The sequence below is a fragment of the Halopiger xanaduensis SH-6 genome (assembly GCF_000217715.1).
Classification (GTDB): Archaea; Halobacteriota; Halobacteria; order Halobacteriales; family Natrialbaceae; genus Halopiger; species Halopiger xanaduensis.
In genome coordinates this window covers 288,181-312,768 of record NC_015658.1, presented here as the reverse complement: position 1 = coordinate 312,768, position 24,588 = coordinate 288,181, and the positions used below count along the sequence as shown (strand labels likewise).

At 61.7% G+C, this 24,588-nt stretch carries 26 protein-coding genes and 3 pseudogenes; 12 read left to right on the top strand and 17 right to left on the bottom strand.

Annotated elements, in window-relative coordinates; translation table 11 throughout:
- Positions 1-103: 103 nt before the first annotated feature.
- A complete protein-coding gene (locus HALXA_RS19040) occupies positions 104-1,003 on the top strand; it encodes a polysaccharide deacetylase family protein (RefSeq protein WP_013875890.1) in 900 nt (299 codons plus the stop codon).
- A gap of 162 nt (positions 1,004-1,165) precedes the next feature.
- On the opposite strand, the gene HALXA_RS19035 is transcribed toward HALXA_RS19040, so the two are convergent.
- Entirely contained in the window at positions 1,166-1,687 is a 522-nt protein-coding gene (locus HALXA_RS19035) for a hypothetical protein (RefSeq protein WP_013875889.1), read from the bottom strand.
- Positions 1,688-1,782: 95 nt separating this feature from the next.
- Here HALXA_RS19035 and HALXA_RS19030 point away from each other — a divergent pair, with 95 nt between their 5' ends.
- The 3 genes from HALXA_RS19030 (at position 1,783) to HALXA_RS19020 (ending at position 4,640) form a co-directional block, all read left to right on the top strand.
- Positions 1,783-3,027 (top strand): PQQ-binding-like beta-propeller repeat protein, encoded by a 1,245-nt coding sequence (locus tag HALXA_RS19030; RefSeq protein WP_013875888.1) that lies wholly within the window; start codon positions 1,783-1,785, stop codon positions 3,025-3,027.
- The gene (locus tag HALXA_RS19025; protein ID WP_013875887.1) at positions 3,024-3,953 is read left to right on the top strand and encodes a hypothetical protein; all 930 of its coding nucleotides are present in this window, start codon (positions 3,024-3,026) and stop codon (positions 3,951-3,953) included. Before HALXA_RS19030 ends, HALXA_RS19025 begins: the two co-directional genes overlap by 4 nt.
- Positions 3,954-4,055: 102 nt before the next feature.
- On the top strand, positions 4,056-4,640 hold the full coding sequence (locus tag HALXA_RS19020) for a thioredoxin family protein (protein ID WP_013875886.1): 585 nt from the start codon (positions 4,056-4,058) through the stop codon (positions 4,638-4,640).
- A 465-nt stretch (positions 4,641-5,105) separates the two neighbouring features.
- On the opposite strand, the gene HALXA_RS22280 is transcribed toward HALXA_RS19020, so the two are convergent.
- The 4 genes and pseudogenes from HALXA_RS22280 to HALXA_RS19010 form a co-directional block, all read right to left on the bottom strand.
- Positions 5,106-5,246, bottom strand: coding sequence for a hypothetical protein (locus HALXA_RS22280; protein ID WP_171814696.1), 141 nt, complete (start codon positions 5,244-5,246; stop codon positions 5,106-5,108).
- Between the two features lie 129 nt (positions 5,247-5,375).
- On the bottom strand, positions 5,376-5,993 hold the full coding sequence (locus tag HALXA_RS22880) for a hypothetical protein (RefSeq protein ID WP_245550151.1): 618 nt from the start codon (positions 5,991-5,993) through the stop codon (positions 5,376-5,378).
- Positions 5,994-6,002: 9 nt separating this feature from the next.
- Positions 6,003-6,371 (bottom strand): annotated as a pseudogene (locus tag HALXA_RS22875) (restriction endonuclease); the annotation flags it as partial.
- A gap of 188 nt (positions 6,372-6,559) precedes the next feature.
- Positions 6,560-7,549, bottom strand: a complete 990-nt coding sequence (locus tag HALXA_RS19010) for a diacylglycerol/lipid kinase family protein (RefSeq protein WP_013875884.1) — start codon at positions 7,547-7,549, stop codon at positions 6,560-6,562.
- Positions 7,550-7,952: 403 nt separating this feature from the next.
- Here HALXA_RS19010 and HALXA_RS19005 point away from each other — a divergent pair, with 403 nt between their 5' ends.
- Positions 7,953-8,795 carry a hypothetical protein gene (locus tag HALXA_RS19005; protein WP_148263709.1) on the top strand — a complete coding sequence of 281 codons (843 nt, stop codon included), beginning with the start codon at positions 7,953-7,955 and terminating at the stop codon, positions 8,793-8,795.
- An 88-nt stretch (positions 8,796-8,883) separates the two neighbouring features.
- On the opposite strand, the gene HALXA_RS19000 is transcribed toward HALXA_RS19005, so the two are convergent.
- Positions 8,884-9,090 carry a hypothetical protein gene (locus tag HALXA_RS19000; protein WP_049895553.1) on the bottom strand — a complete coding sequence of 69 codons (207 nt, stop codon included), beginning with the start codon at positions 9,088-9,090 and terminating at the stop codon, positions 8,884-8,886.
- 342 nt (positions 9,091-9,432) lie between these two features.
- Between HALXA_RS19000 and HALXA_RS18995 the strand changes: the two genes are divergently transcribed.
- The 3 genes and pseudogenes from HALXA_RS18995 to HALXA_RS21220 all read left to right on the top strand — a co-directional run bounded on the left by HALXA_RS18995 (position 9,433) and on the right by HALXA_RS21220 (position 11,616).
- Positions 9,433-9,993, top strand: a complete 561-nt coding sequence (locus HALXA_RS18995) for a hypothetical protein (RefSeq protein WP_245550135.1) — start codon at positions 9,433-9,435, stop codon at positions 9,991-9,993.
- 19 nt (positions 9,994-10,012) lie between these two features.
- A pseudogene (locus HALXA_RS22870) lies at positions 10,013-10,215 on the top strand (sodium-dependent transporter); the annotation flags it as partial.
- 139 nt (positions 10,216-10,354) lie between these two features.
- Positions 10,355-11,616, top strand: a pseudogene (locus HALXA_RS21220) (RNA-guided endonuclease InsQ/TnpB family protein).
- Between the two features lie 597 nt (positions 11,617-12,213).
- On the opposite strand, the gene HALXA_RS18975 reads toward HALXA_RS21220, so the two are convergent.
- The 5 genes from HALXA_RS18975 to HALXA_RS18960 form a co-directional block, all read right to left on the bottom strand.
- The gene (locus tag HALXA_RS18975) at positions 12,214-12,726 is read right to left on the bottom strand and encodes a hypothetical protein (RefSeq protein ID WP_013875881.1); all 513 of its coding nucleotides are present in this window, start codon (positions 12,724-12,726) and stop codon (positions 12,214-12,216) included.
- On the bottom strand, positions 12,727-14,421 hold the full coding sequence (locus tag HALXA_RS18970) for a sodium/proline symporter (protein ID WP_013875880.1): 1,695 nt from the start codon (positions 14,419-14,421) through the stop codon (positions 12,727-12,729). It abuts the gene before it with no gap.
- On the bottom strand, positions 14,411-14,557 hold the full coding sequence (locus tag HALXA_RS22275) for a hypothetical protein (protein WP_013875879.1): 147 nt from the start codon (positions 14,555-14,557) through the stop codon (positions 14,411-14,413). Before HALXA_RS22275 ends, HALXA_RS18970 begins: the two co-directional genes overlap by 11 nt.
- 178 nt (positions 14,558-14,735) lie before the next feature.
- Positions 14,736-15,575, bottom strand: coding sequence for a proline dehydrogenase family protein (locus tag HALXA_RS18965; RefSeq protein ID WP_013875878.1), 840 nt, complete (start codon positions 15,573-15,575; stop codon positions 14,736-14,738).
- A gap of 86 nt (positions 15,576-15,661) precedes the next feature.
- Positions 15,662-16,405: a helix-turn-helix domain-containing protein gene (locus HALXA_RS18960; RefSeq protein ID WP_049895545.1), complete on the bottom strand. Its 744-nt coding sequence runs from the start codon at positions 16,403-16,405 to the stop codon at positions 15,662-15,664.
- A 164-nt stretch (positions 16,406-16,569) separates the two neighbouring features.
- Here HALXA_RS18960 and HALXA_RS18955 point away from each other — a divergent pair, with 164 nt between their 5' ends.
- Complete coding sequence (locus HALXA_RS18955; protein WP_013875876.1) at positions 16,570-18,105, top strand: aldehyde dehydrogenase family protein; 1,536 nt, start codon at positions 16,570-16,572, stop codon at positions 18,103-18,105.
- A 518-nt stretch (positions 18,106-18,623) separates the two neighbouring features.
- Positions 18,624-19,397, top strand: coding sequence for an IclR family transcriptional regulator (locus tag HALXA_RS18950; protein ID WP_013875875.1), 774 nt, complete (start codon positions 18,624-18,626; stop codon positions 19,395-19,397).
- 271 nt (positions 19,398-19,668) lie between these two features.
- On the opposite strand, the gene HALXA_RS18945 is transcribed toward HALXA_RS18950, so the two are convergent.
- From HALXA_RS18945 to HALXA_RS18930, 4 genes are all read right to left on the bottom strand, one after another.
- A complete protein-coding gene (locus HALXA_RS18945; RefSeq protein ID WP_013875874.1) occupies positions 19,669-20,442 on the bottom strand; it encodes an IclR family transcriptional regulator in 774 nt (257 codons plus the stop codon).
- 354 nt (positions 20,443-20,796) lie between these two features.
- Positions 20,797-21,198 carry a universal stress protein gene (locus tag HALXA_RS21215; RefSeq protein WP_013875873.1) on the bottom strand — a complete coding sequence of 134 codons (402 nt, stop codon included), beginning with the start codon at positions 21,196-21,198 and terminating at the stop codon, positions 20,797-20,799.
- Between the two features lie 70 nt (positions 21,199-21,268).
- Positions 21,269-22,150 carry a universal stress protein gene (locus HALXA_RS18935; protein ID WP_013875872.1) on the bottom strand — a complete coding sequence of 294 codons (882 nt, stop codon included), beginning with the start codon at positions 22,148-22,150 and terminating at the stop codon, positions 21,269-21,271.
- A gap of 197 nt (positions 22,151-22,347) precedes the next feature.
- Positions 22,348-22,578, bottom strand: coding sequence for a hypothetical protein (locus tag HALXA_RS18930; RefSeq protein WP_049895541.1), 231 nt, complete (start codon positions 22,576-22,578; stop codon positions 22,348-22,350).
- 86 nt (positions 22,579-22,664) lie between these two features.
- Here HALXA_RS18930 and HALXA_RS18925 point away from each other — a divergent pair, with 86 nt between their 5' ends.
- Positions 22,665-23,090, top strand: a complete 426-nt coding sequence (locus HALXA_RS18925) for a universal stress protein (protein ID WP_013875871.1) — start codon at positions 22,665-22,667, stop codon at positions 23,088-23,090.
- Between the two features lie 24 nt (positions 23,091-23,114).
- On the opposite strand, the gene HALXA_RS18920 is transcribed toward HALXA_RS18925, so the two are convergent.
- Positions 23,115-23,327, bottom strand: coding sequence for an IclR family transcriptional regulator domain-containing protein (locus HALXA_RS18920; RefSeq protein WP_280985418.1), 213 nt, complete (start codon positions 23,325-23,327; stop codon positions 23,115-23,117).
- On the opposite strand from HALXA_RS18920, the gene HALXA_RS18915 reads away from it, so the two are divergent.
- Positions 23,289-23,795, top strand: coding sequence for an enolase C-terminal domain-like protein (locus HALXA_RS18915; protein ID WP_280985415.1), 507 nt, complete (start codon positions 23,289-23,291; stop codon positions 23,793-23,795). The two genes, HALXA_RS18920 and HALXA_RS18915, sit on opposite strands and share 39 nt — an antisense overlap.
- Positions 23,796-23,923: 128 nt before the next feature.
- On the opposite strand, the gene HALXA_RS18910 is transcribed toward HALXA_RS18915, so the two are convergent.
- A complete protein-coding gene (locus HALXA_RS18910; protein ID WP_013875870.1) occupies positions 23,924-24,328 on the bottom strand; it encodes a carboxymuconolactone decarboxylase family protein in 405 nt (134 codons plus the stop codon).
- Between the last annotated feature and the right edge of the window lie 260 nt (positions 24,329-24,588).

Sequence of the window (24,588 nt, the reverse complement as noted above, 5' to 3'; positions counted from 1 at the left end):
CGGATCCCCGAGGATTCTAGGCGTACCCTGTCAGATTTGAACACGGTCACGGACACCCGTGATACACTTCTTTCCCGCTGGTTATCGAGAGTCACTGCTGGACATGGGAACAGTAGATGTCGCAATCGGTGTCGACGCGGACTGCGTCGCCGGGTGGCTCGGCTCCTACGGCGGCGCAGACTCGCCTGCGGATCTTTCTCGAGGGTTGGCCGCCGGAAACGAGGGTATTCCGCGGATGCTCGCGCTCTTCGACGACCTGGATGTCGAGACGTCGTGGTACGTCCCCGGCCACACGATCGAGACCTTCCGCGACGAGATCGAGGCGGTGGCGGCCGACGGCCACGAACTCGGCGTCCACGGCTACTCCCACGAGAACCCGACGGACCTTTCGCGGGACCAGGAGGACGAGATCCTCGAGGTCTCGATCGATCTTATCGAGGACGTCACCGGTTCGGAACCGGTCGGCCACCGCGCCAGTTGGTGGGAATTCAGCGAGAACACGCCAGAACTAGTCGAAAAGCACGGCTTCCTGTACGATAGCAGCCTCATGGAGCGGATGTTCGAACCGGGCTGGATGCGGAAGGACGATAGCTGGAAGAAGATCCAGTACGACGAGGAGCCGGAGACGTGGATGGAACCCTACCAGTACGGCGAGGAGACCGACGTCGTCGAAATTCCGATCAGCTGGTACCGGGACGACATCCCGCCGATGCTGTTCATCAAACAGCCGATCTACCACGCCGGGTACAAGGACCCGGAGATGATGTACGAGCAGTATTACAAGCGCCAGTTCGATTACCTCTACAACCGCCGCGGCGCCGGCGTGTACACGTTCACGATCCACCCAGACATCCACGGCCTGCCGCACATGATTCCGTTGCTCGAGGAGTTCATCCAGTACGTGCAGGGGCACGAGAACGCGCAGTTCGTTACCCTCGAGACCATCGCCGAGAAATATAAAGACGACCCGTCGGTGTACGAGAGTCAGAGCGACTACGTTTGAGCTGTCCTCGAGTCACCTAATCGGGATCGATCGGCAGGCGCGAACGTTTCCTGAATCGATTCCTCAACATCCGAGAGATCAACGTGGGATTCGAGTTCGGGGACAGCCTCGAGGAGTTGAGCTTTGAAATTCACAGGACCGTGGCAGGCCGGTCGCCGCCAGTCACCGGAATAGCCAGCCGACCCCGCCCGCACAGACCGTCGAACCGCCTCCGCCGGAGTCATCGTCGAATCGGAGTTCGTGTTCTTGGCCACGACCGCCGCAGGTGACCGTTCGGGACCATTCGTGCGTTCGCTCGTCACCGCGCTCGATCACGTACACCGTCACGTCGCCGCGGGTCCACCCCTCCACGGGTTCGGTGGTGGTCTCGTTCGGACCGACGACGAACGCCTGCCGATTGACGCCGTCGTCGACCAGCGTCACGTTCCGATAGCCGTCCGGCCAGACGAGATCGGCGTAGCTCACGAGCCGTCGGTCGCCGTCCCGCGTCGTCACTTCGAAGTTCAGGTAGCCGGCTTCGTCCCGATCGTCGACGGTGTAGGCGGTGACGTGGTAGGACGCGGTATCGTCGTTCTCGAGCGTCAGGACGGGTTCCGGGGTGCCCATGGCAACGCCGACGCCGGCGATTGCGACTGCCGCCGCGAGGAGTACAGTCAGGAGGAGTGCGGAGCGACGGGAAACCATATCCCCGTTTGATCCGGTAGTAATAAAAACAAATCTATCGGGACTAGTATCGGTAGAAACAATTACCGGGAGCGAAGAGCCCACCTCGAGATCGAATGCCCTCCAGACGTCAGCTCCTGACCGGCGCGGGGATCACGCTGGTCGGCGGCGCCGCCGGTGCCAGTGTCGTCTCGCGAGCGCAGCCGGAACCCGGCCCGGTCGCGTCGTCGCACCTTGATTGGCCGCTGCCGCGGTACGACCCCGCCGGTACCGGATACAATCCCGACGCGTCGGGACCGGCTAACGACGTGCGAGTCGCATGGGCCCACGACGCACCAGCGTGGTTCCGCGGCGCCAGCGCACCCATCCGCCTCGGCGACACGCTCTACGCGATCGGACACGGACTGCTGGCGCTCGCGGTCGACGGCGGCGAGCGACGGTTCGGCAACCCGGGACCGTACACTTCGAGCGCGGCTGCGGCGACGGCGTCGTCGTACCGGACGCTCACGCTGGCGGTGACGGCGACGGGCGGCATATACGGCTTGAACGCCGGCGGCGGGCTCGAAGTGCCGGGGCTCGACCGCGCCATCGGCAGCCGACGCTGGACGGGACCGGGATCCGGTCGGTACCGATCGACGATCGAGCACCGACCGACCGTCGATCCCGTCGCGGTCGACGGCACGGTGTACGCGCCGGTCCCCGGAACCAACGACGTCGCGGCGGTCGATGCCGACAGCGGGTCGACGCGCTGGTGCGTCACCGTCAACGACGACGAGACTGTCGGCACCTCGTTCGGGCAGCCGACGGTCCGCGACGGCGCGCTGTTCGTCGCGAACTGGCCCGGCCAGGTGTTGGCCTACGACTGCGAGGACGGCACGGAATTGTGGCAACGGGAGGCAGCGCTCCACGACGACGTCGATCACATGCGACTCTGTTCACCGGCGACGGACGCGAGGGTCGTCGTCACGACGCGACACGGGGTTGCGCTCCTCGAGGCCGACACCGGCGATGTACTCTGGTGGCGCGACCTCGAGGGGAACGCGGTCGACGGAGCGGCCGCGGTCGCCGAGGGGACGATCTTCCTGAGCGACGGACGCGAGCGCTTTCACGCGCTCGATCTCGAGACGGGCGAGTCGCTGTGGTCGGTCCCGTTCGACGGGGAGACGACGCCGGTCGTCGCCGACGGGATGGTCTACGCCGTCGAACGGGACGCGGCGCTGGTCGGTCTCGACGCTGAGACGGGTGACGAGCGGTTCAGATACGAGTCGCCGGAGGTGCCGCTGTCGACACCGATCGTCGGCGACGACCGACTATACGCGGTCGCTCGAAGTCGGGTTATCGCACTGGAGGAGACGCCATGAGCCGCGATCGAGAGTCTCCAATCGAGGGCGCTGATGATCCGAATCCTGAGGCGACTGCGGCCGACTCCGGATCGACGACGCTCGATTCCGAGACGACTGTACCCACATCGAGACCGACTGCTGCCGATCGCAACGGGGACGCCTCGAGCGGCCGTCGGTCGCAGTCGCCGCTCGATGATCCAGTCATCCACCCTCGAGACAGCGATCCGACCATCCTCAGAGCCACAGGATCCCGACTCCGCGACGATCCGAGGCTGTGGCTGCCGTTTTTCCTCGCAGGCTGTCTCGCCCTCGTCGCCGATCTGCTTCGCGAGCACGATCCGCTGCCCGCCACAACGGGGATCGAGGAGTCGACGCTCCACGCCTCGTACGCGATCTATCCGACCGGGACGTTCGTCACGGAGCGGCCACTGGGTGCGCTCGTCGACCTGCAACCGCCGTTGCTCGGCTACGCCCTGGGGCTTGAGCTCATCGTCCTCGCTGCGATCGTCGTCGCGGGCTGGGAGACGATGCGGCGCGCGAGCGACGCCCCGTTCCACCGGCGACGGTTCCTCGTGTACGCAAGCGGCGTTGGCTTCCTTACGGTTTTCGTCGAGGTGGCCGCCGCGATGGGACTCGAGTACAGCACTGACCGTCTCCTGGTCGGACTGGCGCTGCTTGCGGGGCTACTGTTCGTGGCCGTCCGCCTGTTCCTGGTGCCGGTGACCCTGCTCCGTGAGGGCGGTGTTCTGCAGCCGGTCAGCGTAAGTTGGCGCTCCTCGAGGGGATACGGGACCGCGATTGCCGGCGTCGTACTCCTTGTCGGGATCGGCTCCTGGGCGCTGGCGCAGGTTCCCGTCATCGGCTCACTCTGCAGTACGACTGTCGCCGGGACCGTCCACGCCGTCTCGCTCGTCGTCGTATACGAGCGGTGTGTCAACGCATGAACCGCACCGGGCTTGACCCTGAAGCAGTTCACCTGTAGAACGGCATTCAGCGCTACTGCCACTGTGCTAAATCATAACAACCACAATCGATAATCAGTATCTATGGAAGTTCAACCGCTTGACGATGGTGAATCAGCACCGGACTTCGAACTCCCAGGCGTGACCGGCGGAGAATACGCGACGGTCAACTACAAGACCTATACGCTCGAAGATTTCGACGCTTCGGCACTCGTCGTAGTCTTTACCTGCAATCACTGCCCTACCGCACAAGCCTATCAGGACCGCATCAAAGCGATCCAGGCGGACTACGACGACGCGGATGTTGTGGCGATCAATTCGAATAATACGATCGAGGAGTACGCCGGTGGGAACGAATACTATCCGACGGACTCGTTCGAGCATATGAGCGCGAGAGCCGACGTTGCGGACTTCAACTTTCCGTATCTTCGAGACGAATCCCAGGAGGTCGCAAAGTCGTACGGCGCGCAGTGTACGCCCCATGCCTTTGTCTTTGATGAGGACCGCGAACTAGTCTACCAGGGCGCGATTGACGACGACCGCGAGGGCGAAGACGTTTCCGAGCAGTACGTTCGAGACGCAATCGACGCCGTCCTCTCAGGAGAGGAGTATCCGATCGAAACCATTTCACCGATGGGTTGCTCGACAAAGTGGCGAGGTGTAGAGTAAGCTACCCTACATTTAACCGAAGATAGGTCGGACCCACAACGTAATAGCTAGAGATATCCGAGAATTAGTCAGAGATCGGCTGAAAAGAACAGATTCGGCTTGTAGTCTAGCTTTTCGAACTGGATTCGTTGGTTGCTTGACCTCCGCCTGAAGACAGAGGTATCCGCTATCGGGCTGTATCGTTGTACTCACTCTCGTCAGGGTCGGCCTGGTTCTAGAGCGTCCGATGTGGATCGATACGAACGGGCGCTCGAAGACGACGCACAGTAGCACCGTTGAGGATGCCCACGGACCGACTACAGTCAGGACCGCGACGACGGACCCGATGCCACACGTGGCCGTGGCGGTACTCCCCCGTCGATCGAGCGGTTTCAAGTCCGTCGTGTAGATTGGCAACGCGAACGTTTCGACGAACGTGTCGACATCTGCGACCGGACGGAGATACCTTCTTGATTCGGACTCTTCTCAGCCGGTCATGACGGCGATCGTTCGCGTCTCGAGCAATCGATCCGGGAGCCGGTCAGCAACAACCTCGATATCGCGGAGTTCGGACAGGGGACTCGACCACTGCGGCTCGTTGCGGAGGAAGTCGTACAAAACTCCCACGTAGGGATGACCGACTGTGACGGGCGCTGGTCCGTGGCCAGCAGAATCCCACAGCTTCAGTCGTGGGGGAAGTCAGAGGATAGGAAACGGTGGTGTGGTGTTGCCAGTAACTCTGTCATGCCGACTGGGTTATTTGACGGCATCTGCCAGTTCCGGCGGGAGATTCGGGACGTCCGCCTTCCGCTCTTCGGAGAGGTACATCATCCACTCTACTTTCTGCAGTAGGTCCTCCCTAGAGAATTCGTCCGATTCTCGATCGTAATCGTCGAGTAGCAGGTGCGTATTGTTCCGAAATCGTATTTTGGAAACGTCGCTCTCCACATCGCCGACGTAGAACGCGAATTTAGCGGTTCCCGAGGCGGGGATGACCGGCTGTTTGACCTGCCACTCCCCCGGAAAATAGCTGTTCCTCGAGAATCGCATCTCCTGGGTGTACGAACGGCCGCGGTCATCGTAGACGGTGAAATCCTCCCAGGGATGCAAGGAGAGATCGTAATCGACGAGATTCGTGAATTCGAACGCGAAGAACGGGCCGTCGAACGCCGTCGGCTTTTGCACGGCAGGGTCCGACGACGTGACCCACTCGTATCCGACGAGGTCTGCCCTGAAGAGTTCGCATTCGGCGACGATAGTCGTCTGAGATTGAGATTCAAATGTGCTGATGCTCTCAGTGTACGGGTGGTTCTGGATTTCGTCCCCGTCCGCGTAGGTTGCGACCAAATCTTCGGCGGACATCTCGCCGACCAATCGCTGCAGCGTTTTGCCGTCAATCAGCTTGATATTGAAATCGTCGGCGATAACTTTGGCCTGGTTCGTGAATTCGCTCGTCGTGATGACGACGACTTCGTCGACGTTCTCTCGCTGCTTTAGCGAGGCGTATTTCTGTAACTCGGGTCCGGAGACTGAGTTGGTGTCGCGATATCGCTTCGTCTGGATGAGAACCTTCTTCGGATACGGGAACGCTTTCGTGGCGATCACGTCGATTCCTTTATCACTCGATTGGGACGTTACGTCGGTGTTCCACCCGCGACGAGCCCAGAGATCGGCGATGAAGTGTTCGAATTCGTGGCCGTCTAACTGCTGGAGAAGTTGAAGGATAGAAGCCGCCGATCTTCCCTGACCCATAACGCTGTGAGCATCATCGCCACGGTGGCAAAAGATTTCGTATTCCGGTTAATCGCAAGAATGCAGCCGGTATGACAAGCGCTACTGCAACGAGTACGACACGTGTTCTGAACGAACCCATACAGCCTTCAATTCGATTGTACTAGCGTCACCAGTCATTCCAACCGCTCGAGCGCTGGACGTGACGGTTACGCTCGGTCCGCGTAGTCGGCGCCTACGCAGACACGAAGCGCGCCCGGACGAACCCCGATTTCGACGGCGTCGTGCGTTTGCGGTTCCCCGTCGAGGCTGAACTCGATCGGGACATCGTCCAGGGCGACGACTTCGACTGCGGTCGCCTCGATCGTCGCGACGCGGGACGACTCCCGCCGAACGAGTCGTTCGATCGCCCCGGCGATCGCGTCCGTCGGCGACACGCGGTCGACGATCGTCACCTCGAGCCGTCCGTCCTCGGCGTTCGCCGGTTCGTTCCCGCCGACGAACCGTCGGAGGTTGCCGATCAACAGACACAGGGCCTCGCCCCGCCAGACGTACGCACCGTCGTCGGTTCGGACCGCGACGCTCGCCTGCAACCCGTCGAACTCGCGGACCGTTCGGATCCCCTCGACGGCGAACGCGAGCTCGCCGAGACGGGACTTGAGCCCCCCGGACGCGGCCACGCTCGCCGCGGCGGGGAGCCCGGCGATAGCCGACATCACGAACGGTTCGCCGTCGGCCGTTCCTAGATCGAGTCGCCGCACGTCGCCGCGGCGCGCGGCGTCGAACCCGTCGCGAACGGAGTCGATTCCCAGCCCCGACGCGTAGATGTTCGCCGTGCCGGTCGGGATCACACACAGAGTCACGTCCTCGAGCGCGTCGGCGGCGACGAGTCCCCGAACGACCTCGTTGACCGTTCCGTCGCCCCCGCAGGCCGCGAGCAGGTCGACACCGTCGGCGGCGGCCGCCTCGGCCAGCTCGGTCGCGTGGCCGGCCCGCTCCGTCTCGACGACCGGAAACCCGTACTCGGCAGCGAGCCGTCGTACGCGCTCGACGTGGTCGCCGTCGCCACTCGTGGGGTTCAACACGAGCCGCCGCTCGGGGTTGGCGCCGATCTCGGTCTCGCCGATCCGATCTCCCTCGAGCGGCTCGTCCGTGGGCCGGGCCGTCGCGCCGCTCGCACCGCCGCTGCTGCGGGTCATCGTGGAATCGAACGGGCGTCCCGTCAAAGAAGGCTGGCCCGGACGCCGCCGGCACCGACCGCCGGGTTGCGTATTCTCCCCGAAGCGACATCACCGTCGTCGTCCGTCCACTTCATGCTCGAGACTGCTGCGATTTGCTCGAGGCTTCAGGATCGAGTGCGAACGTGACGGGTTAACCGGGAGTTCCGTTGGCGGACCGGCGGGTTGTGGTCGATCGTGCGAGTGGAGGAACGATCGATTAGGTTTGGACGGTTGCTTTTCGGTGACGACTACGCGAGGTGACGGTCACCGACCACGAGCGGTTGCCGGTAGAGGATTCAACCGTGTTCAAAGCGTAGGGGAATTTCGTACGGATCTTGCGACCGGGTACGCGATCACGGCTCGTTACGACCGCCAATCCACAATGTCATCACAGTCTCTCGAGACGGCTGACGGCTCCAGTACTGCTCAGTCAACCACAGTGCGCATCCGCTCGGTGCTCGAAGCCCGCGGTCGAGACGGTTCGCTGGCGATGCTCGCCGGCGGCGCGACGCTCGCGTCGGCGCTGACGGCGGGTCGGAAGACCCAAAGCCGTGCGACGACGGCTGTGCTGGCCATGGCCGGCGCCGGACTGGTCGGTTTCGGTGCCCGCCAGCGACAGGTTGTGCGGGGCAAGGATGCCGTCGAAACCGGCGCCGACGCTCGACGGGACGAGGCCGGGGAAAAGCGGGTCTCAGACGACGCGCATATCGAAGCAGCAGGGGATCTCGGCGCCCAGCGAAACGCCGACGAGTCGGCGAGCGTCTACCAGTCAGAGACGGAACCGAATCCGAGAGGGATGTCCGACAGGTCCGACGTTGAAACCGACGATCAAGGGGACGAAAATAGCGACATTCGATTCGTCGAGGGTGAACAGGGCGCCCCTCACCGAGAGACGCACCTCGAGGACGAGACCGCCCACGACCCGCGGTTGCACCCTCATAACGACGACGAACCGACTGAGATCGACCTCTCGGAGGCGGCAATGGCTGACGAAGCCAGCGAGGCGGCGGGTCCCCATCCGGAACAGGCGTATCCGGCCCTCGAAGGAACCGATCCCGAACCGACCTCGGATAAGGCCCCGGAGCGAACGGGCGAAGGAGCCGTCGCACCGGCCGACTCGAGCAGCGACGAGGGAGACGATGACAATGAGCGTTCGGACGAATCGGACGACGGATTCGAATCTCGAAGCGACGAGGATGAGCGAGGGACGTCCAATGACGAGTAACGACGGGCGTGTGAACGAGGCGTTCAGTCCACCGGCCATTGTCGAATGTCTGACTCGGCGAGGCCGAGCAACGTCCGCCGGCGTTCGTTCAGGTCACGACCGCCGCCTCGAACTGCCGATCGAGAACGGTCGACACGTCCGCATCGCGAAGCGGTTCGAGATCAGCCGTGGGCGGGGTGCCGGACGCCGGCTCGATGAACGCGCTCTGGAGCGTCTGTAGGTAACTCTCGACGCTCGAGCGCACGTTCGTGACGACGAGAAGGAGAACGCCGAGACCGAGATAGAGCACGTTCACGGAACGTCCACCTTGACGACGGCGTCGGTCCGTCGGGGCAAGACGCGTCCGCTCGTCTCAATGCGGCCGACACCGGCCGATGCAGTCGCGTTCGAGCGTCCCATCTTTCGTTCGACTTCGGTCTCGACGCCCAAAATGCTCCGTAGTGAGTCTCCGCACACACGTACGGCGACGTATAGTTCGAGGTCCCTTGGTCGCGTTAGGGCACGATCCGTGTCCCGCCTTCGTCGGTTCGAACAACAGGAACTACGATCTTCGGGCGTGGCTCGAGAACTGTAATAGGAGTTCGGCCTAGGAGCGTCGTACCCATAGTCTCCACAGTAACAGTCAGCGGAAGTACCTGTGGAACCACTATCTGTCCACCTCACGTATCTTCGATCGATGGTCAACGCCTTCTGGCTCGATCGCGACCTTGTGCGAACCGCGACATGGCTTGTTGATCGCCACGTCACCAGCAGCGTCTTCGAGTGTTCGATGGTGTTGACGACCGCGGTCCAACTGAACGGGTACCCCGAGTCGGACGACCTGTACTTCACGCACCCGGATAACCCACTGACCGGTTGGGCGGCCCGCTCGCTCGCTAACTGGGAGTACTTGCGCGACTACACTGAGGCAGCTCACGAGGAGTGGCGCTATCGATGGGACCACGAGCCTGCGGACTATCATGGCTCGTGGGCCGTCGTTCGATCGCTGGACGACGAGCACGTTCGCGACCTTGAGTGGCCGACGGTGGGACGGGAGGACCCACCGCAATTAACGGGAGAGTGGACGGCCGACGACTACGTCGACGCCTACCGCTACTACTATGCGAACGAGAAACGGCCCCTGTTCAGCTGGTCGAAGGATCGATCGATGCCGCCGTGGATTTCCGAGTACGCCGTCGACGACGCGGCATCGAGGTGACCGGCAGACGGAGAATCGCCTGCCCGGCGGACGACTCCTCGGCGCAGTCTTCTTCCTCGTCGTACTCCTCGCCAGCCTCACGAGTCTGGTCAGCATGCTTGAGATCCCAGTCTCGTTCCTCGTCGACGAGTTCGACCTTGAGCGGTCGACGGCGATCTAGGGGTTATTCGCGCTGGTTGCAGTTACCGGCGGCGTGAACGCGTCAATCCTGCGGTGTTTACAGCGGGGCAAGGCGAAAGCCCACCTGCTTTAGCGGTGGGATGAAGCCGACACAGGATTTACCAACCACCGGCCTGACCGCCGGCAGGATATTCACTGAGAAATCCAACTCTTTACAACAATCACCGAACACGACTCAGGTATGGCGAATCGGGTCGTGACGCGCACCTTCAAAGCGAGTTTCCGTAATCAGTCACAGGTGCGTGCCGATCTCGATTCGCTCGCGTTCGCCGCCTCCAAACTCTGGAACGTCGGCCGCTGGCACATCCAACATATCTGGAACGCTACCAGTCACATCCCAGATCACAATGAACTCACGTCATACCTCAAACGCCACGAACGCTACAGGGACCTGCACTCACAGTCCAGTCAGCGAGTTCTCCAAGAGCTCGCTGAAGCGTTCAACGGCTGGTACGCCAGCAACGATCCAGACGATAACCCTCAGGCTATCGGAAACGAGGTGACGAGCATCCCCGGTCCACGGTCACGTTCAAGCAGAAGGGCTTCAAACTCGATGCTAAGCATGGATACGTCCGTCTCAGTAAAGGACGGAATCTGAAGGAACACCGAAGTGATTTTGTTCTGTGTTCGTACGAAACTAGACCGGACGTTGATCTTGCCGACGTTGAGAGTGTCCAGCAGGTCAGAGCCGTCTGGAACGGCGATGACTGGGAACTCCACTTCGTCTGCAACGTCGCCATTGAGCAGTCAGAAGTCCTGGGCGAGAAAACAGCTGGCATTGATCTCGGCATCAGCAACGTGGCTGCCGTGTCGATCGGTGATGAAACGCTGCTCTACCCAGGAAACGCCGTCAAAGAGGACATCCACTACTTCCGCCACGTCGAATACGACACGGAAGGTGAAGCCGGCCCATCGAAGAAAGCTGAGTGGGCGCGGAAGAAGAAAGATCGACGCCGGAAGCATTCACTCCACGCGTTGACGCGAGACATCGTCGAGCAATGTGCCGATCGCGGCGTCGGTGAAATCGCTGTCGGGCACCCGAAAGATATCCGTGATGACGCTGAATGGGGACGCCACGGGAACAAGAAGATCCACGACTGGCCGTTCGACACGATCATCAACATGATCGAGTACAAAGCCGAGGAACGCGGAATCAGCGTGACCCGAGTTGATGAAGCTGGGCACCGAACATCGAAGACGTGCTGTGCATGCGGAATGAAAGCCTCGGCGAATCGTGTGGAACGTGGGTTATACGTCTGTGATGATTGTGGGTTAGTGGCGAACGCAGATCTGAACGCAGCAGAGAACATGCGAGCAACGGTAACTCCGAGTCCTGCGAAGGAGAGGAGTAACGGCTGGTTGGCGCAGCCAGCAGTCCGTCTGTTCGATAAATACACCGGCGTAGTAGCCGGCCGAGAACAGGTTGCTGACTGCAAACCATAATATCCCAACGCCCGTGAATCCTACGGCTTCAGCCGTAGGAGGACGTCAAATTCGATCGTATCGTGATCTAATACATCCGTTTTCTTCCAATACTGACGAGAGTTGGTATTGGGCGTATAATGAGATATTGTCCGACTCACGGTTGATTCTCGACGTCGCAGTTTTCGGCTGTCGAGGCACCAATCCAGCTGCTGTTTTCCCATAGAAAGCGATTAGGAAAGCACAATCTCTTCGATCTGTGCTTCACGTTGATAGCTACGGCTATCTGACTGGCTCTACTCGTTTCGGTTAAACGGTACCCCTCCTACGCCGATCGAAACCGCCTCGAGAAGTGATTTTACACGCTCAAACTGCGGCTCACCGCTTCCACATTTCGTGGATGGGCGGTCAGGCTATCGTCACCGGGTATATTGAATGATTAGGACACTACTATGGCACGCAACGGTCGAATCAGTTAGTCAACCAATGGATGCTGACGGAGATGCTACACTAGACAGTGAAACCACACACATTAGCGATAGTCGATCCGACTACTCGAGTCAGCCACTCTTCGAGAGAGGGAGAAACGTCACCGCCAACCGATCAAAGGGGACCGGCTCAGTCCTCGAGCGGCGATTCGGTGCCGCGGACGCTGTCGACGATGACGTCGCCGTCGGGTCGTGACGCGATCCAGAACAGCTTGTAGGCGTCGACCGATCGCTCGAAGCGCACGTCCGGCGCGGAGCTCACGGCGACCTTCCGGAGCGTCCAGTTGAAGACGGCGTCGTCGGCCTTCTCTCCCGTCTGCTCGTCGGAGAGTTCCGACGGGATGACGAGGACGTCCTTGACCGTCCGGTCCGTCGTCTCCGGGAACGTGTCCGCACGAACTGCGAGTCGCCGGGAGCGATCGACGGTAACGACGTACTCGAGCTCGCGGTCCGACAGCAGCGGCCGGCCGACGGTCGCGACGGCGTCGTAGACGCGGTAGGGATACGCGACGGCGCCGACGCGGCCGTCCGAGTCGACGTCGTCTCGCGCGACTGCCGGTGTGATGACGGACAGTTCCGCCCGCTCGCGGCGGTCGCCCCGAGCTGGCGGGGACGCGGCGTCGGTCCGACGAGCGCCGCTCATCTACTCGTCACCCTCCTCTTTCTCCCAGTAGTCGCTGGCGGCGACGTGGGCGCGAATGTTGTCGGTCTCCGTTACGGCTTTCGGGTCGACGTCGCGACCGCCGTCGGTGACGTAATCGGGAGTGCCCGTCGGGCTCTCGCTGCTCGAGAGCGCCGAGAGCGGCTTGTCGAAGACGTCGAAGTGCTCGTCGACGCCCTCCGGCGGGCGCGTGAGCAGCGAGACGACGATCAGCGTCGTCACCGAGAGGATAAAGGCCGGGAAGAGCCCGTAGACGCCGACGAGTCCGGAGAGGAACGCCGAGCTCTCGACGGCACCCGAGAGGCCGAGCGCCTCGAGGGCCGCCGACAGCTGGGTCCACAGGATCATCGTCGTCGCTCCGACGATCATGCTTGCAACGGAGCCCGTGGCGGTGACGCGTTTCCACCACAGGGCCGCGATCAGCGTCGGGCCGATGGCGGCGCCGAGACCGCCCCAGGCGTAGTCGAGGACGAGCGTGTAGATCGGGGTGTCCTTCGCGAGGTAGGCGAAGGCGATGCTGGCCGCACCGAGCGCGAGCGTGACGATCTGCGAGTACCGGACGAGCTTCTCCTGGCTCGCGTTCGGGTTCACGTAGCCGTGGTAGACGTCCTCGACGATGGCGCTGGTCGCGACCAGCAGCTGCGAGTCGGCGCTGGACATCATCGCAGCGAGGGCCGCTGCGAGGATGATTCCCGCGACGGCGCCGGGGAAGAACTCGAGGGTGAGCATCGGCATGACGTTGTTCGGGTCCTCGATGCCGCCCTGGCCGAAGGCGACCAGCGCGTACAGCCCGACGAAGCCGGCGCCGAGGTACGCGACGAACATGAACAGCTGGGCGACCATCGCCGCGAGGCGGATGTTCTTGACCTCGTCGATCCCCATGAACCGCACCATCACGTGCGGGTTCCCGGGGATCCCGAGCCCGATGGCCGCGTAGCTGATGATGCCGAAGACGGCGGCCCAGCCGGTCATGCCGGCCGTGACGCTCGTGTACGAACTTCCGACGGACGCGAGATTGTCGAACGGGAGCCCGTAGTTCGTAAACGCGATGATCGGCAGGACGATGAATGCGCCCAGGATGATCGCGCCTTGGAAGTAGTCGGACCAGGCGACGGCGAAGTAGCCGCCAAGGATGGTGTAGCCGACGACGATGAGCCCGCCCACGAGGATGCCGACGAGCGGCTCGACGCCGGTGAGCACTTCCAGCAGCGTCCCGGCGGCGACGATCTGGGCGCCGACGTAGCCGCCCTCGAAGATCATGAGGACGACCGCGGAAACGCCCTTGACGAGGCCGGTGTCGTCCTGGAGCCGCGTCTCGAAGAACGTCGGCAGCGTGACCGTCTTGACGATCTCCGTGTACTTCCGGAGTCGCTTCGCGAGTCCCGCCCACGCGAACAGGTCGGCGGGGATCATGCCGAGGCCGTTGTAGAACGCCATCACGCCCGTTCCGAACGCGTCGCTGGGGACGCCGAGCGTCAGCCAGCCGCTCATCTCGGAGGCGCGTTCGGAAAAGCCCGTCACGACGGGACCGACGCTTCGACCGCCGATGACGTAGTCGTCGACGGTGTCCATGAGTCGGGAGGAGTACAGCCCGATCCCCAGCAGCACGAGGAGATACGCCGCGAACGTTCCGAGGACCCAGATTCCGGCGGAGCCGGCGATCCCCTCACTGGCCATGGTTCGCCTCCTCGTACTCTTGACGGAGTCGTTTCTCTCGCTTTCCCTCCCACACGTAATAGACGCCGAGCATCACGAGGTACACGGCGAACGGTCCGAACAACCAGACCTGACCGACCATGTTACTCACAGACATCGTCGTTGTGTGGTTACTACCCACATATAAGACTACCGGATCTACCCGTTCTTTAATGTAGGAGCTGGTTGAAAATATGTCGCGCTAAACTACAGCTATCGCTCGCTCCGGGCCGCAAACCAGTACTGTCCCGGTTGTCGCCGGACGGTCCGGAACCGCTACGTCCAGGCCCCGCAGTTCACACGCCGACGACGGCACGCAGCGCGAACAGCGCGTTCTCCTTGCGCTCGCGGACTCGTCGGTAGAAGTACTGCATCCACTTGCCCCCGTAGGGGACGTACTGGTTGACTTCGTAGCCCTCCGCCGCGAGTCGGCGCTGGGCGTCCTCGCGAACACCCATGAGCATCTGGACCTCGAATGGCGTCCCGTACTCCTCGTGGAGGTCGACGGCGGTCTCGAGCATCGTCGGATCGTGACTGCCGACCGCGACGCCGCGATCGAATTCCTGGAAGAGGAACTCGAGGTGCCCTTCGTAAGCCTGGTTGACCTCGGCTTTCGTCTGGTAGGCGACCGACGCGGGTTCGTCGTAGGCGCCTTTCACGAGGCGGACCGCCGCGGGGACATCGGCCAGGCGACGCAGATCGTCGCGCGTGCGTTTGAGGTTCGCCTGAATGGCGACCCCGACGCCGTGTGGGTACGTCTCCGCAGCCGATTCGACGGCCTCGAGCGTCGTATCGGTCGTCGTGTGATCCTCCATGTCGCACCAGACGAACACGTCTTCTTCGGCGGCGGTCTCGACGATCCGGTCGAAGTTTTCCGCGAAGACGTCCGGGCCGACGTCGATGCCGATCTGGGAGGGTTTGACCGAGACGCTTCCCTCGAGGTCGCGAGCGGCCAACTCGGAGACGAGGTGGCAGTACGCGTCGGCGTCCTCGTCGGCGGGTTCGCGCTCGTGGTAGTGTTCGCCCAGCAGGTTCACGATACCGCCGAGGCCATCGTCGTTGCAGTCGGCGACGTGATCGAGCGCGCCGGACGCGGTCGTACCGGCGACGAATCGGCTGGCGATCGGGGGAATCATATCGAACAACTGGGAGGGATCCCTCCTAAATCGATACCCGACCAAAAGATTCGCCCTCTAAACTAGCGAATATAAGTGGGCGAGCGTCACGCGGCGTCGGGATTGAGAAGTTTCGCCTCCGCCTTTCGGAGGTGCTCGAGCAGCGTCGTCTTCGAGACGCCGAGTTCGTCGGCGAGTTCGCGCGTGTTGATCTCGCGGGGCCAGGCGTAGTAGTTCCGTTCGCAGGCGAGTTCGAACGCGTCTCGTTGGCGCGGCGTGAGACGGTCGAGGCGATCGACCGGCCCCGAGTCCGTCGATCCCCCGCCCCCGTCGGCCGAGCCGATCTTGCTGACCGTGATCTCGGCGTCGGTCTCGGCGCGGATCGTCTCGAGGCGGTCCCGAACCTGCGAGCGATCGTCGGCGACGAAGACCGGCCAGTGTTCGACGCCGCCTTCGACGCGGACCGACGCGTCGTGGATGAAGCCGTGGGAAACGAGCGTGTCGCTGATACTGTGTTCGGGCTCGTACTCGACGAACAACTCGCGAGTCGCATTACCCGGATTCGGCGCCGTACTGGCCGGTCGCCCACCGAGTTCGACCGCCGAGCGCGTCAGGGGCGACTCGTCGGCGAAGGCGACGAACTCGTCGAGTTGGGCCGTCGTGTCGGCGTACACGGTGAAGTGTCCCTTGACGGTCTCGTCGACGGTCCGGTGGACGGTGTGGATGAGCAGGCCGGCGTCGACGGCTTCCGTCGCCTGAATCCCCCAGCAGTCCGGATGCCAGATCTCGAGCGTCAGCCGAGTCCCGTCCGTCGCTCCCGCCGCTGTCGTCGTCGAACTCGTACTACTCATGTGTTTGTCCGTATCGTACGTTTCGTCGTCACCGCTATAAACATATTGACTCCCGGTACCATCCGCCATCTGTCCGATTTCCGTCTTCGAGCCGTCAACCGTCGGAACCGAACCCGACCATGGGAGGCCCTGCTTATTCGGGGGTGATCCGGCATCGATATCGTATGAGTCAGCAGACCACGGCCCAGCCCGACCGACACTACATCGACGGCGAGTGGACGACTGGCGCGGGCGACGAGACGTTCGAGAGCAAGAATCCGGCGACCGGCGAGACGCTCCGCACGTTCCACCGCGGGACCGAAGCCGACGTCGATGCGGCCCTCGAGGCCGCGGACGAAGCGCAAAAGGAGTGGCGCGCACTCTCGCACATCGACCGCGCGGAGTACCTCTGGGACATCTACCACGAGCTGCGCGAGCGGACGGACGAACTCGGCGAGATCGTCACCAAGGAGTGCGGCAAGGAGATTTCCGAGGGGAAGGCCGACGTCGTCGAGGCCGCTCACATGGTCGAGTGGGCCGCCGGCAACGCTCGCCACCCCCACGGGGACGTCGTCCCGTCCGAGATCGCGAGCAAGGACGCGTACATGCGCCGCAAGCCCCGCGGCGTGATCGGCTGTATCACGCCGTGGAACTTCCCGGTCGCCATCCCGTTCTGGCATATGGCCGTCTCGCTGGTCGAGGGCAACACCGTCGTCTGGAAGCCCGCCGAGCAGACGCCGTGGTGCGCCCAGATCGTCGCCGAGATGTTCGAGGACGCCGGCATTCCCGACGGCGTCTTCAACATGGTGCAGGGCTTCGGCGACGCCGGCGAGGCCATCGTCGAGGACGAGCGCGTCGACACCGTCCTGTTTACGGGATCGGCCGAGGTCGGCCAGCAGGTCGCCCGCTCCGTCGCCGAGCAGCCCGGCAAGCTCGCAGCCTGCGAGATGGGCGGGAAGAACGCCGTCGTCATTACCGACGAGGCCGACCTCGATACGGCCGTCCACTCGGCGGTCATGTCGAGCTTCAAGACGACCGGCCAGCGCTGCGTCTCGAGCGAGCGCCTGATCGTCCACGAGGATATCTACGACGAGTTCAAAGCACGGTTCGTCGACGTCGCCGAGAACATCGCCGTCGGCGACCCGCTCGAGGAGGATACCTTCATGGGACCGCTCGTCGAGGGCGAGCACAAGGAGAAGGTCCTCGAGTACAACGAACTCGCCCGCAACGAGGACGTCGACGTACTCGTCGACCGGGACGAACTGGACGACGACGAGATTCCGGACGGCCACGAGGACGGCCACTGGGTCGGCCCGTTCGTCTACGAGGCCGATCACGAGGCCGACCTCCGCTGTACACAGGAGGAGGTCTTCGGTCCCCACGTCGCCCTTATGGAATACTCCGGCGACATCGAGGACGCCGTCGAGATCCACAACGACACCGAATACGGACTGGCGGGCGCGATCATCTCCGAGAACTACCGCGAGATCAACTACTACCGCGACAACGCCGAGGTCGGGCTCGCCTACGGGAACTTGCCGTGTATCGGCGCGGAGGTCCACCTGCCCTTCGGCGGCGTCGGCAAGTCCGGCAACGGCTACCCGAGCGGCCGCGAAGTGATCGAAGCCGTCACCGAACGAACCGCTTGGACGCTGAACAACTCCAAGGAGATCGAGATGGCCCAGGGCCTCTCCGCGGACGTCACGACGAAAGACGACTAACCGCGGTCGAACCGGTCGTTTTCCTCGTCACTGCTACCTCCGGCGTTCTCGTTCGCTTTTCGTTCGACCTGACCCGATCGATTCGAGCGGTCTCTCGGCGCCGTCGTTTCGGGCGGTCATTCCGGTTGTCCCGTATTCCGAACCTTTGAACCGTGTGAATAACGATGCTGTGACACATTCGGGATACGTGAACATGCGAACAGCCTTTCGGGACGATGCAATGGGGAATCTACGATGTTTGGAGGGACCATGACACACCCACTAATTCGTGGCACCTCTGTTCACACATTTCGTACGAGAACTTCAATCTAGCTGTGTTGGATCCGTCGGTCGCGGTCGGATCGGCTGTCAGTTACTCTCACGCTCATATACTCGAGGTCGATTTCGCGAAGGACGGTAACCAAAGTAATCGTCTGTCACTTTCTCCCGATCCTATAATGATAAAGTACTACATTTGTCCAGCCACTCTGTTCACACATTCCGAACGCTTATGGAGCCGGCATCCGATCGATCGACCAATGACTGACAGTCGGCCGCGCCCGGTCAAGACGACGAAAACGTCGTTCGCGATCGTCCGTGCGATTCGCGACACCGACGGTGCGACGCTGAGCGAGCTGGCCGATCGCCTCGACCTGGCCAAGAGCACCATCCACAACCACCTCCACACGCTGGTCGACGAGGGCTTTCTCGTTCGCGAGGGCGACGCGTATCACGTCGGACTCGAGTTCCTCCCGTTCGGCGAACACGCGCGCCACCGGAACCCCCTGTATGCGCCGGCGCGTCGACGCGTCTACTCGCTCGCCGAGCAGACGGGCAACGAGGCCGACTTCATCGTGGAGGAAAACGGCCGCGCCTACTCGCTCGAGTACGCGCTTAGCGAGTCGACGCGCGGCGTTTCGGAATCGAGCCCGTTCCGAGCCGGCAACCGGTTTCACATGCACAACTGCGCCTCGGGAAAGGCGATGTTAGCTGCCATGTCCGAAGATCACGTTCGATCGATCCTCGATCGCTGGGGACTGCCCGCGACGACCGAGCAGACGATCACCAGTGAATCGACGCTGTTCGAGGAACTCGAGACGATTCGACGCCGCGGATACGCTGTTAATGACGAAGAACTGATCGAGGGATATCGGTCAATCGGAGCGGCGGTCACGGGCCCGGATGGCGATGTCCTCGGTGCGTTCACCGTCGGCGGCCCGACGTACCGTATGGCCGTCGACGACGACTCGACTGCGGCAACCGGCCGGCTGTTACTGGACGAAGTCGACGCGCTGAAAGACGACGTGTTCTAATCTCAAATTACACTTGTATGCTTGTAATGGACTGATAGGTGTGGCTTCATCGAACTATGGATGGCGATGCTTTCACAGCAACTGAGGGCCATTCCGGATGAAATTATCAACTAAATATAATATGAATAGTTCCAACTTTATCTTGGCAATTATCCTATAATCACAACTATTCAGTACACTGCCACTATACAGTAAAAATCACTCATCTAGAGTGTCTGTTTCAGGATGAACGCGGGAAGAAAATCCATCACAGCGGCGTTGTGGAAAGCGATCATTCGTGCGCTAATCTGACTTCAATTACGTTTTTTGACTGCATAAGATCGGTGACTAATTCGGATTCGATCCGATCTCGGTCGAATCTATTTTTCGGACCTGAGACAGAAATTGAGCCGACGACAGTTTCGTTATCGAGGATCGGCACTGCAACCGACCGAATCCCGTTCCACCGCTCTTCGTCTTCGACGGCGTACCCGGTTTCGTTGATCGTCGCTAACTCGTCAAACAGTTCGGACTCTTCCGTGATCGTCTGTTGGGTTCTGGCGGGGAGTCCGTGTTGATCGATTATTTCTTCGACCCGATCGCGCGGCAAGTGACCGAGTATCGCTTTTCCGAGCGCGGTCCAATGCATGTACGTGTACTCGCCCGCTGGCGGATTATCGTATACTGCCTCGGAACTCTCCGACTTGTATAACAGGACTCGTTTTCCCCGCTCCGGAACGCCGAGTGCGGAAACTTCGTTCGTTTCGTCGGCCAGTTTATCGACTTCTGAGAGCGCCGCTTGATAGATATCCGCCTGCTTTCGCGTCTTTGTACCGAATCGAAGAAAGCGGTGGCTGAGCGAGTATTTCGACGCCGCTTTTTTCACGTAGCCGAGATCACTGAGCGTTTTCAAATAGATATGAGCCGTGCTCGTCGATAGATCTAGCGCAGCCGCCAGCTCGGAGACGGTGGTCTCCCCTTCCCGGTAGAGGTACTCGAGTACCTCGAACCCCCGTTCGAGCGATTGGATTCGCCGGTCGGAGTTTCCTTGATCGGGCTCGTTCATACGGGATTTATCGTCCGACTCCCTTATATCTCATTGGCAATCCTGTCGAATTGCTGCTCGCATACACGGGATGGAATCGACGTTATCGAAATCAGGCCGTTACCTCGTTATACCGCCCCTGTTCGTGCGTCGGTGATTTACACCCATCCGCTGAGATGCTGCATAGCGTCCAAAAGGGAGTGAACTGACCGAGAGCGAACGGTCACTTTGCTGGTCGCTCACGCGCCAAATCGAGCGTTTCAGGTGGCGGCTCGAGGCGGAATCGTCGGACGGTCTCGCGTGACAGTTATAGACTGTGCCTCGGATTCCGATCGAACGTACCCTCCGGATACGGTGACTCCGATCCCGGGGTTGTCATTCGATTACTAATACCGGGACCGGTGCTTTCTCGGAGACCTGTTTCGATACGCTGCCGTATACGAGATGGTCCAGCTCTCGGTGGCGACCGATCACGATGAGATCGATATCGCGTTCCTCGGCGTACTGGAGGATCGCGCGATGGCGGAGTCCGTGTGTCACGTCGCAGACGACGTGTTCGACGCCTGCGTCCGTCGCACGATCACGGACGTATTCGACCGCCTGCTGACCAACGTCCTCGAGGTCGGCGAATTCGATTCCGGGCGCGATCGCGGCCGAATTAACGACATAGAGCGCGTGGAGTGTCGCACCGTTTTCGCGGGCGAGGGTGACGGCTTCGTCGATCGCCCGTTCGGTGCCCTCGCGTCCGTCGGTCGGAACGAGAATGTGATCGTACATACGCCGACGTTCGATGACGGGGTCAATAAGTCCGGCCCTCGTCCGAACGGGGTGGCCGGATCGTCCGTCGTCACGATGACCGCGTAACGGCCAGAACCGGGATCTCGACCGTCCGTAAGAGGGCGGAGGTAACACTCCCGAGGACCTGCCGTCCGAGGTTCGACCGGCCGCGCGCACCCATGACGATGAGATCGATATCGTTCTCGTCGACGTACTCGCGGACGCCGGCAGCGACGCCGCCGAACGACGTCGTTCGCACGACGGCGGTCGTCACGTCGGGAGCAGCGCCGTCGATCTCCGTCGCTACGTCTTCGACGATCGATTCGCCGTCCGCTTCGAGTCGCCCGACGAATTCACGATCGAGGCCACCTGCATTGAACGCACCGCCCGCAGCTTGCAGATCGACGACGTTCAGCACGTGGACCGTCGAGTCGTACCGCCGTCCGACCGCGGCGCCGTGTCGTGCGGCGTCGGCCGCAATCTCGCTGCCGTCCGTCGGGACGAGCACGTCGGAGTAATCCCCCGTCTCGTCCGGCGCAGCTTTCGGAACGACGAAGACGGGGACGTCGCTCCGACGGAGCAACCGCTCCGTCACGCCGCCGAGAAGTCGCTTTCCGACCCCGGTCAACCCCTGCCGTCCGATCACGATCAGCGACGCGTCTCGATCGGTTGCGTAGTCGCTGATCTGCGCCGAGGGTTTTCCCTCTCTCATCGCCGTCGTTACGGGGTGTCCGATATCGGACGCGACCGCTTCGATCCGCTCGAGAACGGCCGTCCCCCGCTCTCGGAGTCGCTCCTTCTGGGCGGTCGTTGCGAGTTTCACCGCCCGCTGCTCGACGACGTGGAGGACGTCGACGGTCGCGTCGAAAACGCGAGCGAACTCGAGTCCGCGTCTCGCGGCTCGTTCGGCCTCGTCGCTTCCGTCGACGGCGAGCAGGATTCGATCGTACATGCGTCGACGTTCCACTCGGACGCTCTTCGTTCTTCCCCAGCGGCCGTCGCTCGTTCGCCACTGCGACGCCGATTTTGATCCGTCCGATGCGCTCGAGTCGCGATCGGTCGGCGTCAGTACTTGCGTCGATCGCCGACTACGTCGTTTACGCCACGAGGACGCGGCTCGGTACCGAACCAGTACGCGTCTCGTACGGTTTACATGTACATTCGGTCTTCGGGAAAGTCGCGCTCGTCGATCCCTCTTTCCCCCTGTTTGAGCGCCGCGAGTCGAGACGTGAGTTCTTCGTAGTACTGTTTCATCTCGGCTGCGCGTCGGTGTAACTCCCGTTCGTCGATGTCGATCGGATAGCAGGATTCGACGGCGTTGAGGAGCAACAGCGCGGCGTCGTGATCCGGCCCAGGCGGGTGTGCGGGCGTGATGAACACTATTCGGCGGTGCCCTCGAGTTGTCCGAGTGCTCGAGTGCCCGAGTCCGGTACTACATTTATGGTCGTTAACGAAATCCGTTCAGTATGGCCGATCGAGTTCTCGTCCCGTTCGACGGATCGCCACCGGCAACCGACGCCCTCGAGTTCGCGTTCGAACACTTTCCGGATGCAACCGTCATCGCCCTGTACGTCATCGAAATCCCGGACGGTCGCTGGGCGCAAGCCGTCGGTCCCGAACTGCAAATCCCCGTCAGTGAGCGAGCGCAGGAATACGCTTCGGACGTCCTCGAGTCCGCGTCGGAGGTGGCCACTGAGTACGACCGCGAGCTCGAAACAAAGATCGTCACCGGCGAACCGGATCACCGTATCGTTGCGCAAGCCGAGGAAGAATCGATCGATCTGATCGTCATCGGAAGCCACAGCCAAACGGGAATCTCGCGGCTCCTCCTCGGGAGCGTCGCCGAAAAGGTCGTTCGTCGGTCACCGGTTCCCGTCCTCGTGGCCCGATAGGATTCCCGTCGCTGACGACGTAGCTTACTTCGTCAATTCGACCTGTATCGTCTTCGCCGTACTGAGTACCTGTCCGGTGATGTCTTCGTGGAGGTACCGACCGGTCAGCCGATCCGAGGGGCCTGCCACGCCGATAGCGGCGGCTGGCGCGCGCTCGTCAACGCCGAACGAGATGCCGACGCCAACGACGCCTTCGGAATGTTCTTCTCTGGAAAACGCGAGGTCGTTCTCTCGGATCGATTGGAGCTCCGATTCGAGCGAGTCCGTTGTCGAAATGGTCCGGTCGGTCGCCGACGGACCGAGGGCGCAGTCACGGTCATCCAGCCCGACGTAACGCACGTCGGCGGCATCACGGAACTACGGAAGATTACGACGATGGCCGAGGCGTTCGACGTGGCCGTCGTTCCGCACTGTCCGTTGAGTCCGATCGCCTTCGCGGCGAACCTGCAAGTGGTCTTTTGCTCATACAACGCCGTCATGCAGGAACAGGATCTCTCGCTTCACGACCCAACCGAGAGCGTCGGGCTCCAGTATCTGAACGGTCCCGGGACGTTCGAGTTCGACGACGGCTACGTCAGTCGACCGACCGAACCAGGCCTTGGAATCGACGTGAACGAGTCGTACGTGCGAGAACAGTCGCGTGCCGACGTGAAGTGGTACAACCCTGTCTGGCGCCACGAAGACGGTAGCATCGCCGAGTGGTGAATGCGGGTATTTCTTCTAGTTGCACGACTACCGACCGCTCCAGAGGCTTTCAGAAGACGGTGTTACAGAGAGCGGCCCAATACAGGAACTCGAGACCGACAAGGGGTACGAGACCCTTGTCGACCGAGTTAGTCGTCCGCCGCCGCTGCGCTTTCTTGTTCACCGACGTACGCCATGATCTCGTCCGTTTCGGCGACGAAGTCGTCGTAGTCGACCTCGTTGCCGTGAAGTATCGTCGAGAAGTAACTGGTAACGCTGGCCAGGTTCACGGCTTCTTCGAGTTCGTCGTCCGTCACTGCTGACAGTCGCGCCTCTTCTTTGTGGAAGTAGGTGCAGTACGGACACTTCATCGCCGCTGCTGCACCCAATTCGATGAGCGCTTTCTCGCGCGGACTCAGTTCGGTTTCCCCGAGGCCGAGATCGCGAAAGATCCCCCAACTGTGCTCGCTGGCTGGCTCTGCCAGCAGCTCCATCCAGCTTGGTACCCGTCCGAGGTACTCCTCGATCTCTTGGTGCATCTGGTCTGTTGTCATTGTTTCTCCCCCGCTCGTCCGAACGGTAATCGTGTCCGACACAGCGTCAGCTGTTATCGAACACCACACTCTACCACAATACATTACTTAGTTCTTTTTGGTGAAAATAATTGGTGACCGGCGCAGAGTATTCGCTGCTCAATCCAGTTGACCTGCCGGCCACATTGAGCGTCGTACCGATAGAATACCGTAGGCTGCAGCACTGGATTCACGTTCGAGCAATACGACGAAATCGTACCACTATCTGCCGGTACGGCAAC

What these genes read in the sequence shown, in the direction of transcription:
- HALXA_RS19040 (WP_013875890.1), top strand. Translation starts at nt 104, where the DNA reads ATGGGAACAGTAGATGTCGCAATCGGTGTCGACGCGGACTGCGTCGCC.
- HALXA_RS19035 (WP_013875889.1), bottom strand. Translation starts at nt 1,687, where the DNA reads ATGGTTTCCCGTCGCTCCGCACTCCTCCTGACTGTACTCCTCGCGGCG.
- HALXA_RS19030 (WP_013875888.1), top strand. Translation starts at nt 1,783, where the DNA reads ATGCCCTCCAGACGTCAGCTCCTGACCGGCGCGGGGATCACGCTGGTC.
- HALXA_RS19025 (WP_013875887.1), top strand. Translation starts at nt 3,024, where the DNA reads ATGAGCCGCGATCGAGAGTCTCCAATCGAGGGCGCTGATGATCCGAAT.
- HALXA_RS19020 (WP_013875886.1), top strand. Translation starts at nt 4,056, where the DNA reads ATGGAAGTTCAACCGCTTGACGATGGTGAATCAGCACCGGACTTCGAA.
- HALXA_RS19010 (WP_013875884.1), bottom strand. Translation starts at nt 7,549, where the DNA reads ATGACCCGCAGCAGCGGCGGTGCGAGCGGCGCGACGGCCCGGCCCACG.
- HALXA_RS19005 (WP_148263709.1), top strand. Translation starts at nt 7,953, where the DNA reads ATGTCATCACAGTCTCTCGAGACGGCTGACGGCTCCAGTACTGCTCAG.
- HALXA_RS18975 (WP_013875881.1), bottom strand. Translation starts at nt 12,726, where the DNA reads ATGAGCGGCGCTCGTCGGACCGACGCCGCGTCCCCGCCAGCTCGGGGC.
- HALXA_RS18970 (WP_013875880.1), bottom strand. Translation starts at nt 14,421, where the DNA reads ATGGCCAGTGAGGGGATCGCCGGCTCCGCCGGAATCTGGGTCCTCGGA.
- HALXA_RS22275 (WP_013875879.1), bottom strand. Translation starts at nt 14,557, where the DNA reads ATGTCTGTGAGTAACATGGTCGGTCAGGTCTGGTTGTTCGGACCGTTC.
- HALXA_RS18965 (WP_013875878.1), bottom strand. Translation starts at nt 15,575, where the DNA reads ATGATTCCCCCGATCGCCAGCCGATTCGTCGCCGGTACGACCGCGTCC.
- HALXA_RS18960 (WP_049895545.1), bottom strand. Translation starts at nt 16,405, where the DNA reads ATGAGTAGTACGAGTTCGACGACGACAGCGGCGGGAGCGACGGACGGG.
- HALXA_RS18955 (WP_013875876.1), top strand. Translation starts at nt 16,570, where the DNA reads ATGAGTCAGCAGACCACGGCCCAGCCCGACCGACACTACATCGACGGC.
- HALXA_RS18950 (WP_013875875.1), top strand. Translation starts at nt 18,624, where the DNA reads ATGACTGACAGTCGGCCGCGCCCGGTCAAGACGACGAAAACGTCGTTC.
- HALXA_RS18945 (WP_013875874.1), bottom strand. Translation starts at nt 20,442, where the DNA reads ATGAACGAGCCCGATCAAGGAAACTCCGACCGGCGAATCCAATCGCTC.
- HALXA_RS21215 (WP_013875873.1), bottom strand. Translation starts at nt 21,198, where the DNA reads ATGTACGATCACATTCTCGTTCCGACCGACGGACGCGAGGGCACCGAA.
- HALXA_RS18935 (WP_013875872.1), bottom strand. Translation starts at nt 22,150, where the DNA reads ATGTACGATCGAATCCTGCTCGCCGTCGACGGAAGCGACGAGGCCGAA.
- HALXA_RS18925 (WP_013875871.1), top strand. Translation starts at nt 22,665, where the DNA reads ATGGCCGATCGAGTTCTCGTCCCGTTCGACGGATCGCCACCGGCAACC.
- HALXA_RS18915 (WP_280985415.1), top strand. Translation starts at nt 23,289, where the DNA reads ATGTTCTTCTCTGGAAAACGCGAGGTCGTTCTCTCGGATCGATTGGAG.
- HALXA_RS18910 (WP_013875870.1), bottom strand. Translation starts at nt 24,328, where the DNA reads ATGACAACAGACCAGATGCACCAAGAGATCGAGGAGTACCTCGGACGG.